Origin of the sequence: Brevibacillus sp. NSP2.1 (assembly GCF_000470975.2) — a bacterium.
GTDB classification, from domain to species: domain Bacteria; phylum Bacillota; class Bacilli; order Brevibacillales; family Brevibacillaceae; genus Brevibacillus; species Brevibacillus agri.
Genome location: NZ_CP048274.1, coordinates 557,661 through 572,183, shown reverse-complemented (window position 1 = coordinate 572,183; position 14,523 = coordinate 557,661). Strand labels below are relative to the sequence as shown.

Genomic DNA, 14,523 nt, shown 5'->3' with positions numbered 1-14,523 from the left:
ATTACCCTCCTATTCCCGTTACGATCGGTACGATCGTTTTCAGGGCCTGCTGCATCGGATTGCCCAAAATAGCCGGGTACACCCCGATGAGTATAATGAAGCCGAGCAGCACGACCATCGGAATCACTTCCATTGGCTGTGCGTCCGCAAGACCCGTAAAACGGCTTGGCGTAGGGCCAAATGTCGTCCGCAGGATCGCCCGTAGCAAATAAACGGCTGTGAGCACGATTCCGAGCGCCCCGACCGCGGCCAACACCGGCATCCGGCCGAACAGCCCGAGGAAAGCGAAAAACTCACTGATAAACCCGGACATGCCTGGCAGTCCCAGCGACGCCATCCCGCCAGCCAGGAAAATCCCGCTGACAAACGGCATGGATTTGGCCAAGCCGCCGAGCTCGTCGATCATCGAAGTCTGCGTCCGGTCCCAAATGACGCCGATCAAGAAGAACAGCAGCGCCGAAATAAAGCCGTGGGAAACGACCTGGAACATCGCTCCCTGAAAGCCGATCGAGTTCATCGCCGCAAAGCCAAGCAGTACGATCCCCATGTGGCTGATACTGGAATAGGCCAGAACCATCTTCAAATCTTTTTGCACAAAAGCGAGAACTGCTCCGTACAAAACGTTGATGATTCCCAAAACCGCCAGCCACGTCGAGAACTGATAGGCTTGCTCCGGGAAAAATCCGATGCCCATCCGCAAAAGTCCATAAGCCCCCATCTTCAGCAAAATGCCGGAGTGGATCATGACGATGGAAGGCGGAGCCTGTACGTGCACCTTCAGCATCCACGTATGGAACGGGAATACCGGCAGCTTGATGGCAAAGGCTACAAACAGCGCCAGGAACAGCCCGAACCGGATCGCTGGCGTCAGCGCGGCAGTGATTGGATGCTCCGGTGTCGTCAGGATCGCGGAAATCTGATCGATATTCAGCGTCCGCATCACGACGAAAATCATGATGAAAGCCAGGAGCATGATGCCAGAGCCGATTCCGTTGTACAAAAGGAACTTGTTCGCCGCATGCTCCCGCTCGCCATAGCCCCAGATGCCGACGAGGAAGTACATCGGCACCAGCGTCAGCTCGAAGAAGATGAAGAACAAAAACAGGTTATCGGCGGCAAACACACCCAGCATCCCGATCAGCAGCAGGTGGAACAGGATGAAAAATTCCTTCAGCCGCTTTTTGATCTGCCAGGAAGCGACCGCTGCCATCGTGCCGATAATCGCTGTCAGCAAAATCAGCGGCATCGAGATGCCATCCACGCCCAGCTCGTAGTTGATTTCAAACGCAAAAACCGTCCCCGTCTGCGCAAGTCCGATCGGGATGGAAATCCAGTCGTGGCGCTCGACAAACTGAAGATTGGACGTATCGTAATTGAAAGCTCCAAACATCCAGAAGGCCAAAATCAGCGGCAGCAAGGTTCCCAGTACCCCCACCTGCTTGATTGCCCCGAATCGGCGGCTCGGGATGAAGGCGATGATAAGAATCGCCAGGAGCGGCGAAAACACCAGCGACGACAAAAGGATATTAGCGCCCGAATCCAAAGAGTCCACCTCCCTCGACCGTCAAACTGATGGCGATAATCAACAGCAGCAGACCGAACAGGACCATCGCCCCGTAAGACTGGATCTGACCGCTTTGCACTCGCGCATGCAGGGAGCCGATCCCTTGTGCAATCTTGGCTGTCAGCCCAACCAGGCCATCCACCACGTACTTGTCAAACCCGTTCAGGAAAATGCCCAGCCAGCCGAGCGGCCGCACAACGACATAGTAATACAGCTCATCCACATAGTATTTTCGGTAAGAGAGTCGATAGAGCCACGGCAGCGTTTCGGGAATGCTGTCCGGGGAAATCGACTTTTTGCCGTACATGAAGTAGGCCAAAATGACTCCGAGCACCGAGATGAGCAGCGCCACGATTTGCAGCCAGGACGCCGCATGCTCTGTTCCCTCTCCAAAAATGCCTGTGATCGCCGTTCCCGTGCTCGTAGACAGGAGCCAGTCAGAAAGCAGCGGAGCGTATGGCGTGTTCACAAAACCAGCCACAACCGCAAGCAGCGCCAAAATTAGCAGCGGACCAGTCATGACGCCTGGGGACTCGTGCGCTTCGTGCTTGCCTCTGGCCTTTCCGGCGAACGTGAGGAAAAACAATCGGAACATATAGAATGCGGTAAAGAAAGCTGCAACGAGCGCAATGACCAAAAGATCGTAGCGATGCGCCCCATACACAGCGCCCAATATCGCTTCCTTCGACCAGAATCCGGCGAACGGAAAAATCCCCGCGATTGCCAGACATCCGATCAAAAAGGTCAATGCCGTAACTGGCATTTTTTTCCACAAACCACCCATCTCGAAAACGTCCTGCGTATGTACAGCGTGGATTACGCTGCCCGCTCCGAGAAAGAGCAACGCTTTGAAAAAGGCGTGTGTCATCAGGTGGAACGATCCAGCCACATAACCGGCAGCTCCGGCGACGCCGAGCGCCATCATCATGTAGCCCAACTGGCTGACTGTCGAATACGCCAGCACGCGCTTGATGTCCCGCTGTGTCAAACCGATGGAAGCGGCAAAAATCGCCGTAATGCCGCCCACATAAGCCACCACCGTCAGCGCTGTTTCTGAGGCGATAAACAGTGGATAAGTAGCCGCCACCAGATACACGCCGGCAGCAACCATCGTCGCCGCGTGAATCAGGGCAGACACTGGCGTAGGACCTTCCATCGCGTCAGGCAGCCACGTATGCAGCGGGAACTGGCCAGATTTTCCCATCGCCCCGATAAAAATCAGAATCGCGGCAACGGTAATCATCCACGGCTCCAGCCGTCCGAGCGCCACACTCTCAAAAATCGCCCCGTACTCAAAGCTTCCTGTCCACCAGAACAACAGACAGATCCCGATGAACAGTCCCAGGTCGCCGATCCGCGTGACAATAAACGCTTTTTTGGCCGCAGCCTTCGCTTCCGGCTTGAAGTAGTAGTAGCCGACGAGCAGGAAGGAGCAGACACCGACCAGCTCCCAGAAAATGTACACTTGCAGCAGGTTCGGCGAAATCACCAGACCAAGCATGGAAAACGTGAACAGCGCCAGGTACTGGTAAAACACCGGAAAACGCTCGTCGCCGTGCATGTAGCCTTTGGAATAAATCTGAACCAGCAGGCTGACCAAGGTCACGATGACCAGCATCATTGCATTGAGCGGCGTTACCTCGAAGCCCATGTTGATGACAATGTCACCGACGTGCAGCCACTCTACCACGTAGTTGTAGTCTGCTCCCCCATCCCGGAATCTCTGCCAGAAGGCGAGCACTGCGATCCCGAAAGAAACAGCCGTCAGCCCGATGCCGACGATGGCCGCTCCTTCTTTCAACTGGCGACCAAATGAAACGATCACGATGAAAGCAAGAAGCGGAAACAGAGGGATCAGCCAGGCGTAGTGCAAAAAAGTATCCATCTTTGTCCTCCTTATCAGGTCTCCATCTATCGTTTCATTTGGTCCATTTCATCCACGTTGACCGTTTCTCTGTTGCGGTAGAGCGCGATCAGGATCGCCAGACCCACTGCGACCTCGGCTGCCGCCACCGTCATGGTGAACAGCGTGAAAATTTGTCCGGCTACAGCGGGATACAAGCCGTATTTGGAGAAGGCGATCAGGTTGATATTGACCGCATTCAGCATCAGCTCGATCGAGAGCAGCACGACAACCGCGTTGCGCTTTGTCAGCGCTCCGTACAATCCGACGCAAAACAGAATCAGCGCGACCATTAAATAGGAGGTGATGCTTACCGTCATTCGTTATCCCCCTCCTTTTTCGCCATGATGATCGCACCGACCAATGCGACCAGCAGCAGTACGGACAACAGCTCGAACGGAATGACGTACTTGGTGAATACTTCAAGCCCGATTTCTTTGGCGTTGCTCACAGGCGATGCGGTTGGCGTCGGCGGTGCCGGCCACGGCGTGTTTTGCACACCCCAGAACAACAGACCGAACAAGCCGACGACAAAGAGCAGGATAAAGCGATTTTTCCACGTCCGTCCGGTTCCTTCATCCTGGGCATCGTGCTTAGTCAGCATGATACCGAACAGCATCAGGATGGAAATAGCTCCAGAGTAGACCAGCACCTGTGCTACCCCTACGAACTCCGCACCGAGCAAAACGAACAGTCCGGCGATGCTGATAAACGTAATCCCGAGCGAGATCACCATGTGTACGACACGCGTAAAACTAATCATGAAAACTGCGCCGCCAATCGTCAGGAGAGACAGGATAAAAAAGGCCACAAATTCGCCAGTCATGCTAGTTCTCCTCCCTGACGTTCGTATTGTTGTCATCCAGCCATTTCAGGTTTTTGTACAATTCGTCTCTGCTGTAGGCAGCCAGCTCGAAGTTGTTGGTCATCACAATCGCCTCGGTCGGGCACACCTCTGTACAGAGGTCGCACAGGATGCACAATTCGAAATTGATATCGTACGTATCAATAATTTTCCCCTTTTTCTCCGGGTCCGGATGGGGCTTCCCTGTCAGTTGGATGCACTCTGTCGGACAAATGCGCGCGCACTGGTTGCACACGATACATTTTTCCGGGGAAAAGTGCTGGACGCCGCGAAAACGTGGCGGCATGGGAAAGGGCACATCCGGGTAAAAATGGGTTATTTTTTTCTCCGTAAGCTTCTTAAATGTATATCCCAGGCCTTTGGCCAGTCCAAGCATGTATGTCACCCCTCAGATATTGAGAACTTGGCTTTCGCCTTGCCGATGGCGAAGCCTGCGCGTATAAACGTGGGACACCTAGCAGTTGCCTCGTTGCCGCGTAGAGCAGATTAGAACATGCCGTTCTGGTAGGAAACGACTACAGCCGTGAGCAAAATGTTGAACAAGGCCACGGGCAGCAGAACTTTCCAGGCAAACGACATCAACTGATCGACCCGCAAGCGCGGCATTGTGGCCCGAAGCCAGAACTGAAGGAAGATATACAGCGAGAACTTGACGACAAACCAGACGATGCCCGGGATAAAGTCCAAAGCCGGAACAATGGGCAGCCAGCCGCCCAAAAACAAAATCGTAATCAACGTACCCATCCCGAACATGTAGACGTATTCCGCCAGCATGAACATGGCAAAGCGGAAGCCGGAATATTCGACGTGGTACCCTGCCACCAGCTCCGACTCGGCCTCCGGCAAGTCAAACGGCGTGCGGTTCAGCTCAGCCTGGGCCGCCACGATAAAGACGGCGAAGCCGATAAACTGCGGAACGATATTCCAGACATCCCGCTGCGCCTCGACAATTTCCCTGAGATTCATGCTGCCCGTCAACAGAACGACACCCACCACGGACATGACTAGCGGCACTTCATAGCTAATCATCTGCGCAGCAGAGCGGAGACCCCCGATCAGCGAGTACTTGTTGTTCGAAGCCCAGCCAGCCGTAATCACGCCCAGCACGGTAATTCCCGACAGGGCGATATAGTACAGAAGGCCGATTCCCAAGTCGGCAAACTGGATGCTTTCCGTAAACGGCATGACGGCCAAAACCGCGAAGGCAGGCGCATAGGCGAGAATGGGCGCCAGTGTAAACAGCGCTTTGTCCGCATGCTTCGGACGCGTATCTTCTTTCAGGAGAAGCTTGGTCACGTCAGCGACGGTTTGCAAAAGCCCGAGCGGACCTACACGATTGGGTCCGATGCGCAGTTGCATCCAGCCGATGACTTTGCGCTCGAAGTAAATGGCGTACGTTACGAAACCAAGCAGGACAGCCAGCAGGAGCACCGCCGCCACGATAAACCAGAGCGTGTTTCCCCATGAGGGGGCTTGCTGCAGAAGCGCATTCATCAACAGTCAACCTCCCCGAGCACGATGTCGATGCTGCCCAGGATCGCGATCATGTTGGCAAGGCTTTCTCCCTGCAACAGTTTGGGCAGAATTTGCAGATTGGTAAAGGACGGACGGCGGAATTTCAATCTCCATGGCTTATCCTTGCCCTGGCTGGCAATGTAGCAGCCGATCTCTCCCCGCGGGGATTCGATGCGCACATAAGTCTCGCCTGCTGGCGGCCGGATGACGCGCGGCACTTTGCCGATCACTTCGCCCTCGCTCGGGAATTGCTCCAGAGCCTGCTCCAAAATGCGCAGCGACTGTTCGATTTCCGCCATCCGCACCTGGTAGCGAGCCATGCAATCTCCTTCTGTTGCGGTCGGGATATCGAAATCGAAGCGGTCGTAGATGCAGTAAGGCTCATCCTTGCGCAAGTCCCACTTGACTCCGGTGGCGCGGAGCATGACTCCGGACAACGAGTAGTCGAGCGCCGTCTTGGTGTCGAATGTGCCGATGCCTTTGATCCTGCTGATAAAAATTTCATTTCCCGACACCAGTTGATGGTAGTTGTTTAGTTCTTTCTTCATGTATTGGACGAATTCCTTCGCCTTGTCGATCCAGCCTGGAGGCGCATCCCATTTGACGCCGCCAATCCGCATGTAGTTGAAGGTCATCCGCGCCCCGCACAGCTCGTTGAACAGGTCGAGAATCATTTCGCGATCGCGGAACGCATACAGAAACGGGCCCATCGCGCCGATGTCAAGCAGGTATGTTCCCCACCAGACCAGGTGGCTGGCAACCCGGTTCAGCTCCATGGCAATCAGCCGCAAAAACTGGGCACGCTCTGGTATTTCCAGTCCCATCATCGTTTCCACTGCGTGACAAAGGACGTAGTTGTTGGTCATGGCGGACACGTAGTCCATCCGGTCTGTGTAAGGGATGATTTGCGTGTAGTTCAGGTTTTCCGCCAGCTTTTCTGTGCCTCGGTGGAGGTAGCCCATCACCGGAATCGCTTCCTTGATGGTTTCCCCGTCGATTTTGACGACCAGACGGAAAACGCCGTGTGTACTCGGATGCTGTGGCCCGACGTTCAAGAGCATCTCTTCCGTGCGAATGCCCGTTTCAGAAGAGGTATCGACATTTGTTGTGAGGATGTTTTGGTTCATCTGTTAAACCTCCTCGTCGTATTGCACATAGTCTTTTCGCAGCGGATAGCCTACCCAATCATCCGGCAGCAAAATTCGACGCAAATCGTTATGTCCCGGGAAATGAATCCCCAACAAGTCAAAAGTCTCTCTCTCGTTCCAATTTGCGCCATGCCATATATCCATGACAGACGGGACAGATGGCTGTTCCCGGTTTGTTTTGACTTTTACAGCCAAACTTTGTCGGTTTTTGTAGGAGTAGAAGTGGTAGTAAACCTCCATCCGGTCCTCATAGTCGACACCGTGCAAATCAGATAAGTAATCGAATGCCAGCGGCTCGTCTTCCTTCAGAAACCGGGCGATTTCATGCCAGCGCTCTACCGGGATCACCAGCGTCGGGACTTCCTTGCCCAGCTCGTTAATGTAGGCGGCCTCCAGTACTTCCTTGCCAAACACTTCTGTAATACGCTGCACGTACTTGTCGAGATACGGCTGATTTTTGGAAGGAGCTTTTGGCGCTTCCTCCGCAGCCGGAGCATCTCCCTGCGCAGCTTTCGCCTTCGCTGCTGCTGCGGCTGCGGCCTTGGCTTTTGCAGCGGCTGCTGCTTTTGCCTTGGCGTCGTCATCCCCGCCTTCTGCTGCTTGCCCGCCTGCTTCCCTGGCGGCCTTCGCCTTCGCTGCTGCCGCGGCTGCGGCCTTGGCTTTTGCGGCAGCAGCCGCTTTTGCTTTCGCATCCGCGTCGGCACCGTCTGCTGTCGGAGCAGCATCACCTTGCTGGGCAGCCTCTTTGGCTTCTTTCGCAGCTTTTGCCTTCGCCAAAGCTTCAGCAGCGGCAGCTTTTTTCGCAGCGGCTTTTTCCTCTGGCGTCATTTCCGAGACGGGCTTTGCGGCCTCTGCTTGCGGTTCTGCTGCTTGGGCTTGCGCGGGAGCTTCCTCGGCTTCCGGTTCCGGCTGTGGAGCCTGCCCTTCCTGTTCTCTTAATTTTCGCAAAGCTTCAGCCTTGGCACGGGCTTCAGCGGCGGCCTTCGCTTTTTCCTCCGGCGTTGGCTTGCGTTTTTCGTCGCTCATTGACTGGTCACCCGCTTCCCAGTCTTCGCTTCGTAGCGAATTTTTTCCTGGAGCTTGTTGATTCCGTAAATCAGGGCCGCTGGGTTAGGCGGACAGCCCGGAATATATACGTCGACAGGAACGATCTGATCGACACCTTTGACCACGCTGTACGAGCGTACGTAAGGGCCTCCCGCCGTCGCACAGGACCCCATGGCGATCACCCATTTCGGCTCAGGCATCTGATCGTACAAACGGCGCAGCAGCGGAGCCATTTTTTTCGTGACGGTTCCAGCGACGATCATGACATCGGATTGTCTTGGCGATGCCCGGAAGATCACGCCGAACCGGTCCAGGTCGTAACGCGCTCCACCTGTTCCCATCATTTCGATGGCGCAACAGGCCAGACCAAAAGTCAGCGGCCAGAGCGAGTTGCTGCGGACCCAGCCTTTTACCGTTTCCAATGTCGTAAACATGACGTTGCGATCGAGTTCTTCTTGCAATTCAGGCGCAATGCTTGTCAGATCTAGTTCCATTCCAGCACCTTCTTTCTCCACGCGTAAATCAACCCTACTACCAGCAAGGATATAAAGATGACCATCTCGACCAGGGCGAACAGCCCCAGCTCTTTGTAAGCGACGGCCCACGGGTACAGAAAGAGCGTTTCTACATCAAAAATGACAAACATGAGGGCGAAAATGTAATACTTCACGTTGAAGCGTACCCAACTGTCACCAACAGGAATGTTACCGCTTTCATATGTGGTTTGCTTCTCCCGTGTCGGTTTCTTTGGACGCAGTAGTGGACCAACGAAACTGACCGTAGCAACGGGCAACAACACACCCAGAATCAAAAAGATCGCGACAATAACATAATTGTTGGTATAGATCTCATTCACCCACGTTCCCTCCGCTCGTAAGAAAGATTTGAATCTGTCTTGCGCTGCCCTCCGGAAGAAGTAATCACTTCATCAAAGGGGTACTGCTCGCAGCATCGCAGATGAAGGTATGAACGTTGTCGCAGCCCGATACTGCTAGAAAAAAATACCTTTATCATTATATCAAATTGCCAATTAGGTGTCTAACGAAAGCCTTCCTGTAGTGCCATATAAAGGGAAAAACTTAGAGAAATCTCCCTAAGTTTTTCCAGCATCATATAATAGCCAAACGAATATGCCCGTCTGGCTCTCTTATTCCGTTGATTATTGAACGTTGCTTGAAAACTGCTGACCGAGGAAGTCCTCGTAAATGCGCTCCCATACGATAGTGAAGTTCAGCTTCTCATCGTCTGGCAGCTCCAGCATGTTCTCAATCGCTTCTTCCATGTACGGAGTCAGCTTAATCAATACTTCAGCAAGCATTTGATCGTTTGTGTTCAGCATTTCTTTCATTTCTGCCTTGGAGATGCTGAACGTGTTTTCTTCGCGTTCATGCAGCATCATGACCAGGCGGCTGAAAATAGGGTGCACCAGCGCTTCCAGCTTCACATGCGCCAAAGCCAGCGATTCCACCTCGCTCAGCTTGAACAGTTGGGATGCATCTGGGAACGGATGGATCGGTATATCCCACGCATCCTCGTTGTCGATGACCAGACCCCATTTGACGAAAAGCTGGATCGCTTCCGCACGGGATGTCGGATAATCGTAGTCGGAGCGTTTCAGGAACGATTTGAAGCGGTTCAGCAAGTTGACATAGCCCTCGTAGTCCGCTTCTGATTTAAAAGCTTCCTTCACAGGCTCGGAAAACGTGCCTTTCAATGCTTCGATTTCATCGAGTCCTTTTTCCATCTCCGCTTTTGTTTCGTACTCTGTGACGACAAAACACAGGGACTGGAACAGGACATTCATTTCATGAGACAGCACGCTCGACCAGCCGTTGGCCGTAAAGCCGCTAGGAATCACTACGCCATCCTGATTGTGGCGAATATCGCGAATGGTTTGCATCAGTTACACTCTCCTTTAATTCCAAAAGCCAGTGCCGCACCTTATGCTGTCGCAACAAAACCACGTCCGGCGGCAGGGCATTAGGTCTATTATACACAGAAACGATAGGCAATTACCAACTGGAAATATCATGCCCCGCAAGCATCTATAACCATACATGCCGTGCAACCGAAAAATCCCCGCAGCCACATGGGCGCGGGGATATCAAGCTTACGCTTACTTCTTTACGTCGAGACGTGCCATCGCACGCTGTAGCGCACGCTCTGCGCGCTGGACGTCGAGTTCGGCATATTTCTCAGCCAAACGCTTTTCGGCACGAGCTTTCGCTGCCTTCGCGCGTTCAACATCGATGTCTCCCGGCAATTCAGCCGTTTCAGCAAGGATGGTTACTTTATCGCCGCGCACTTCCATGAAGCCGCCGCTTACAGCCATCTTTACTTCGTTATCGCCTTCTGTCTTGATCCGAACCGGCGCTATTTTCAGCGGGCTTACCAGCGGCATGTGGTTCGGCAAAATACCGAGATCCCCTTGAACGCCGCGAGCAATGACCATTTCAGCCTGACCGCTGTAGACAACCCGTTCAGGAGTTACGACTTCAACTGTCATCTTACTCACTTACTCGTCTCCCCTTTCCAGGGTGTCTTACGCCATTTTCTTCGCTTTTTCTACCGCTTCTTCAATGGTTCCTACATACAGGAACGCGCCCTCTGGCAGATGGTCGTGCTTGCCTTCGAGGATTTCCTTGAAGCTGCGAACGGTTTCTTTCAATGGTACGTATTGGCCTGGGTTACCAGTAAATTGCTCGGCAACGTGGAAGGACTGGGACAGGAAGCGTTGAATGCGGCGTGCGCGGCCAACGACTTGCTTGTCTTCGTCGCTCAGTTCGTCCATACCAAGGATCGCGATGATATCTTGCAGTTCTTTGTAGCGTTGCAGAATTTTTTGCACGCCACGAGCCACATCGTAGTGTTCTTGACCAACTACTTCAGGAGTCAGAGCACGGGAAGTGGATGCGAGTGGGTCAACCGCAGGGAAGATACCCAACTCAGCGATGGAACGCTCCAGGTTAGTAGTCGCGTCCAAGTGAGCAAACGTAGTCGCAGGAGCCGGGTCAGTATAGTCATCCGCTGGTACGTAGATCGCTTGAATGGACGTTACAGAACCTTTTTTGGTGGAGGTAATGCGCTCTTGCAACTGACCCATTTCGGTAGCAAGTGTTGGCTGGTAACCTACCGCAGATGGCATACGGCCCAAGAGAGCGGAAACCTCGGAACCCGCTTGAGTAAAGCGGAAGATGTTGTCGATAAACAGAAGAACGTCGCGGCCTTCTTCATCACGGAAGTACTCCGCCATGGTCAGACCAGTCAACGCTACGCGCAGACGCGCACCAGGCGGTTCGTTCATCTGACCGAATACCATCGCGGTTTTCGGCAGAACGCCTGCGTCTTTCATCTCGTGGTACAGGTCGTTACCTTCACGGGTACGCTCCCCTACACCAGCGAATACGGAAATACCACCGTGCTCTTGCGCGATGTTGTTAATCAGCTCTTGAATGGTAACGGTTTTACCTACACCCGCACCACCAAACAGACCGATCTTACCACCCTTGATGTACGGAGCCAAGAGGTCAATTACTTTGATCCCTGTTTCCAGGATTTCAACAGTAGTTGCTTGGTCTACGAACTCAGGAGCTTTGCGGTGAATTGGGTCGCGACGATCTACTTGGCCGAGGTCTTGCAGGTCAATCGGCTCTCCCAATACGTTGAATACGCGTCCAAGGGTTACCGCACCCACTGGAACGGAGATAGGCGCACCTGTGTCAACGGCTTCCATACCGCGAACCAAACCGTCGGTAGAAGACATCGCAACAGTACGAACCAGGTTGTCACCCAGGTGAGTCGCAACCTCAACTGTCAAGTCGATGTCGCGCTCGCCAGCGCTTTGTGCTTTATGTTGAATCTTGATCGCATTGTAAATGGCAGGCAGGTGTCCACGGTCGAACTCGACGTCAACAACTGGACCCATTACCTGAACCACGCGTCCATTCGCCATCTTACTTCTTCCCTCCTGTAAAGCTAAATTGGGAGCTATTCGCTGCCACTTACGCTTGTGCGTTTGCACCTGCAACGATCTCGGAAATCTCTTGCGTAATCGCTGCCTGACGGGCACGGTTGTAGATCAACGTGTAACGGTTAATCATATCTGTTGCGTTGTCTGTCGCGTTGCCCATTGCAGTCATACGGGAACCTTCTTCGGAAGCCTTCGCTTCCAGAAGCGCACTGTACACCAGTGTTTCCGCGTATTTTGGCAACAGATCAGCCAGAACTTCTTCCGAGGACGGCTCATACTCGTAATTGATTGTGCGCACATCGTTGCTCTCGGGAGCTTCCAGTGGCAGCAATTGTTTTACGGTAGGTATTTGCGAAATTGCACTTTGGAACTTGTTGTAGCACAGGTACAGCTCGTCGATTTGCTCGTTCGCGAACATCTGGACGGCCGCACCGGCAATTTTCTTGATATCAGCAAAGGCCGGGCTGGCTGGCAGACCCGTTACTTCTTCCAAAAGCGGATAGTTCCGTTTGCTGAAGAAGTCGCGCCCTTTGCGTCCGATTACAAAAATGCCGTACTCGTCCTTGGACTTGTGTTTTTCGCTGATGGTGGTAACCACTTTGCGAAGCATGTTGGCGTTGTATCCGCCAGCAAGTCCACGGTCCGAAGTGATGACAATGTAACCAGTCTTTTTCACCGGACGTTTTTGCAGCATCGGATGCTTGGAACCAGATGTTCCGCTCGCAATGCTCGCAATCACTTCCTGGATCTTGTCAGCGTAAGGACGTGCTGCCTCAGCCTTCTCCTGGTTGCGGCGGAGCTTCGCAGCCGCCACCATTTTCATCGCTTTCGTGATTTGGCGCGTATTTTTGGTACTTTTAATACTGCGTCGAATCTCACGTATTCCTTTTGCCACTCGTTTTCACCACCTTGAGAACGCATGCCCGGGCTATTGGCCCGGCATGCATCTGATGTCTATCAGGTTAACGATTAGCGAGTTACCGAAAAGCCTTTTTTGAACTCTTCGATCGCTGCGTTCAGTTCTTTTTCATCTGGGAGGTCTTTCGTAGTGCGGATATGCTCCAACAGATGTGGTTTGTTGGAATCCAGGAAAGACAGCAGCTCTTTCTCAAAGCGGCGTACATCTGCTACTGGAATGTCATCCAGGTAGCCGCGAGTCGCGCTGTAGATGGAAGCAACTTGCTTCTCAACTGGCATTGGATCGAACTGGCCTTGCTTCATGATTTCCATCAAGCGCTCACCGCGGGTCAGACGAGCCTGGGTAGCTTTGTCCAGATCGGAACCGAACTGAGCAAACGCTGCAAGCTCACGGTATTGAGCCAACTCAAGCTTGAGCGGACCTGCTACCTTTTTCATCGCCTTGATTTGCGCGGAACCACCTACACGGGATACGGAAAGACCGGTGTTAACCGCTGGACGTTGACCTGCGTTGAACAAGTCTGTCTCCAGGAAGATCTGACCGTCCGTGATGGAGATCACGTTGGTTGGAATGTACGCGGAAATGTCACCCGCTTGGGTTTCGATGAACGGCAGAGCAGTAATGGAACCTGCGCCCAGGTCATCAGACAGTTTCGCAGCGCGCTCCAGCAAGCGGGAGTGCAAGTAGAATACGTCACCAGGATACGCTTCGCGGCCTGGAGGACGACGGAGCAACAGGGACATTTCGCGGTATGCAGCAGCCTGTTTGGACAGGTCATCGTATACGCACAGAACGTGTCCGCCTTTGTACATGAAGTACTCAGCCATAGTAACACCAGCATAAGGAGCCAGATACAGCATTGGCGCTGGGTCGGAAGCTGTAGCGGAAACGACGATGGTGTAATCCAGAGCGCCTGCTTTACGCAGGGTTTCTACGATGTTCGCAACGGTCGATTGCTTTTGACCGATCGCTACGTAGATACAAATCATGTCTTTGCCTTTTTGGTTGATGATCGTGTCGAGCGCCACTGCTGTTTTACCAGTTTGGCGGTCACCAATAATCAACTCACGCTGTCCGCGGCCAATCGGGATCATCGCGTCAATCGCTTTGATACCTGTTTGCAGCGGCTCGTGTACGGATTTACGCGCCATTACGCCAGGAGCTGGGCTCTCGATCGGGCGGTAGCCGTCGTTTGCGATAGGGCCTTGACCATCGATTGGTTGACCCAGCGGGTTTACTACGCGGCCGAGCAGCGCTTCCCCTACTGGAACTTCCATAACGCGGCCGGTACGTTTTACGGTATCGCCTTCCTTAATGTCGCGGAAAGGTCCCATAATAACGACACCCACGTTGTCTTCTTCCAAGTTGAGTACCATACCCATTACGCCATTTTGGAACTCGAGGAGCTCCCCTTGCATGGCCTTTTCCAAACCGTGAACGCGGGCAATACCGTCACCTACCTGGATGACTGTGCCTACATCTACAACTTCGATTTCAGATTTAAAATTAGCGATCCGCTCTTTGATGAGGGAGCTAATTTCCTCTGGTCTGATTGCACTCACTTAATTCACCCCATTCATCCAACTTCTTAA

15 protein-coding genes are annotated in these 14,523 nt (G+C 53.3%); all 15 read right to left on the bottom strand.

Going from position 1 to position 14,523, the window contains the following annotated elements; translation table 11 throughout:
* Position 1: 1 nt before the first annotated feature.
* Positions 2 to 1,543 carry a complex I subunit 4 family protein gene (locus M655_RS02775; RefSeq protein ID WP_026557559.1) on the bottom strand — a complete coding sequence of 514 codons (1,542 nt, stop codon included), beginning with the start codon at positions 1,541 to 1,543 and terminating at the stop codon, positions 2 to 4.
* Positions 1,527 to 3,449 carry an NADH-quinone oxidoreductase subunit L gene (gene nuoL, locus M655_RS02770; RefSeq protein WP_026557560.1) on the bottom strand — a complete coding sequence of 641 codons (1,923 nt, stop codon included), beginning with the start codon at positions 3,447 to 3,449 and terminating at the stop codon, positions 1,527 to 1,529. The genes M655_RS02775 and nuoL overlap by 17 nt, the downstream gene beginning before the upstream one ends.
* A gap of 26 nt (positions 3,450 to 3,475) precedes the next feature.
* Positions 3,476 to 3,787 (bottom strand): NADH-quinone oxidoreductase subunit NuoK, encoded by a 312-nt coding sequence (gene nuoK / locus M655_RS02765; RefSeq protein ID WP_005831784.1) that lies wholly within the window; start codon positions 3,785 to 3,787, stop codon positions 3,476 to 3,478.
* Positions 3,784 to 4,293, bottom strand: a complete 510-nt coding sequence (locus M655_RS02760; protein ID WP_005831782.1) for an NADH-quinone oxidoreductase subunit J — start codon at positions 4,291 to 4,293, stop codon at positions 3,784 to 3,786. Before M655_RS02760 ends, nuoK begins: the two co-directional genes overlap by 4 nt.
* Position 4,294: 1 nt before the next feature.
* Positions 4,295 to 4,708, bottom strand: a complete 414-nt coding sequence (gene nuoI / locus M655_RS02755) for an NADH-quinone oxidoreductase subunit NuoI (protein ID WP_005831780.1) — start codon at positions 4,706 to 4,708, stop codon at positions 4,295 to 4,297.
* A gap of 110 nt (positions 4,709 to 4,818) precedes the next feature.
* The gene (nuoH, locus tag M655_RS02750; protein ID WP_174435197.1) at positions 4,819 to 5,829 is read right to left on the bottom strand and encodes an NADH-quinone oxidoreductase subunit NuoH; all 1,011 of its coding nucleotides are present in this window, start codon (positions 5,827 to 5,829) and stop codon (positions 4,819 to 4,821) included.
* Positions 5,826 to 6,974, bottom strand: coding sequence for an NADH-quinone oxidoreductase subunit D (locus M655_RS02745; protein WP_005831775.1), 1,149 nt, complete (start codon positions 6,972 to 6,974; stop codon positions 5,826 to 5,828). Before M655_RS02745 ends, nuoH begins: the two co-directional genes overlap by 4 nt.
* Positions 6,975 to 6,977: 3 nt before the next feature.
* Positions 6,978 to 8,021, bottom strand: coding sequence for an NADH-quinone oxidoreductase subunit C (locus M655_RS02740; protein WP_005831773.1), 1,044 nt, complete (start codon positions 8,019 to 8,021; stop codon positions 6,978 to 6,980).
* Complete coding sequence (locus tag M655_RS02735; RefSeq protein WP_005831771.1) at positions 8,018 to 8,536, bottom strand: NuoB/complex I 20 kDa subunit family protein; 519 nt, start codon at positions 8,534 to 8,536, stop codon at positions 8,018 to 8,020. Before M655_RS02735 ends, M655_RS02740 begins: the two co-directional genes overlap by 4 nt.
* Positions 8,527 to 8,898 (bottom strand): NADH-quinone oxidoreductase subunit A, encoded by a 372-nt coding sequence (locus M655_RS02730; RefSeq protein WP_005831769.1) that lies wholly within the window; start codon positions 8,896 to 8,898, stop codon positions 8,527 to 8,529. The genes M655_RS02735 and M655_RS02730 overlap by 10 nt, the downstream gene beginning before the upstream one ends.
* A gap of 303 nt (positions 8,899 to 9,201) precedes the next feature.
* Positions 9,202 to 9,942: a DUF6042 family protein gene (locus M655_RS02725; RefSeq protein ID WP_005831767.1), complete on the bottom strand. Its 741-nt coding sequence runs from the start codon at positions 9,940 to 9,942 to the stop codon at positions 9,202 to 9,204.
* Positions 9,943 to 10,158: 216 nt separating this feature from the next.
* Positions 10,159 to 10,557, bottom strand: coding sequence for a F0F1 ATP synthase subunit epsilon (locus tag M655_RS02720; RefSeq protein WP_007786048.1), 399 nt, complete (start codon positions 10,555 to 10,557; stop codon positions 10,159 to 10,161).
* A gap of 27 nt (positions 10,558 to 10,584) precedes the next feature.
* Positions 10,585 to 11,994 (bottom strand): F0F1 ATP synthase subunit beta, encoded by a 1,410-nt coding sequence (gene atpD / locus M655_RS02715; protein WP_005831762.1) that lies wholly within the window; start codon positions 11,992 to 11,994, stop codon positions 10,585 to 10,587.
* 49 nt (positions 11,995 to 12,043) lie between these two features.
* Positions 12,044 to 12,907, bottom strand: coding sequence for an ATP synthase F1 subunit gamma (gene atpG / locus M655_RS02710; RefSeq protein WP_005831760.1), 864 nt, complete (start codon positions 12,905 to 12,907; stop codon positions 12,044 to 12,046).
* Positions 12,908 to 12,981: 74 nt separating this feature from the next.
* Entirely contained in the window at positions 12,982 to 14,493 is a 1,512-nt protein-coding gene (gene atpA / locus M655_RS02705) for a F0F1 ATP synthase subunit alpha (protein ID WP_005831758.1), read from the bottom strand.
* Between the last annotated feature and the right edge of the window lie 30 nt (positions 14,494 to 14,523).

Excerpts from the sequence above, each read along its gene's own strand:
- nuoL (WP_026557560.1), bottom strand. The coding sequence starts at position 3,449 with ATGGATACTTTTTTGCACTACGCCTGGCTGATCCCTCTGTTTCCGCTT.
- nuoI (WP_005831780.1), bottom strand. The coding sequence starts at position 4,708 with ATGCTTGGACTGGCCAAAGGCCTGGGATATACATTTAAGAAGCTTACG.
- nuoK (WP_005831784.1), bottom strand. The coding sequence starts at position 3,787 with ATGACGGTAAGCATCACCTCCTATTTAATGGTCGCGCTGATTCTGTTT.
- M655_RS02740 (WP_005831773.1), bottom strand. The coding sequence starts at position 8,021 with ATGAGCGACGAAAAACGCAAGCCAACGCCGGAGGAAAAAGCGAAGGCC.
- M655_RS02745 (WP_005831775.1), bottom strand. The coding sequence starts at position 6,974 with ATGAACCAAAACATCCTCACAACAAATGTCGATACCTCTTCTGAAACG.
- M655_RS02760 (WP_005831782.1), bottom strand. The coding sequence starts at position 4,293 with ATGACTGGCGAATTTGTGGCCTTTTTTATCCTGTCTCTCCTGACGATT.
- M655_RS02725 (WP_005831767.1), bottom strand. The coding sequence starts at position 9,942 with ATGCAAACCATTCGCGATATTCGCCACAATCAGGATGGCGTAGTGATT.
- atpD (WP_005831762.1), bottom strand. The coding sequence starts at position 11,994 with ATGGCGAATGGACGCGTGGTTCAGGTAATGGGTCCAGTTGTTGACGTC.
- M655_RS02735 (WP_005831771.1), bottom strand. The coding sequence starts at position 8,536 with ATGGAACTAGATCTGACAAGCATTGCGCCTGAATTGCAAGAAGAACTC.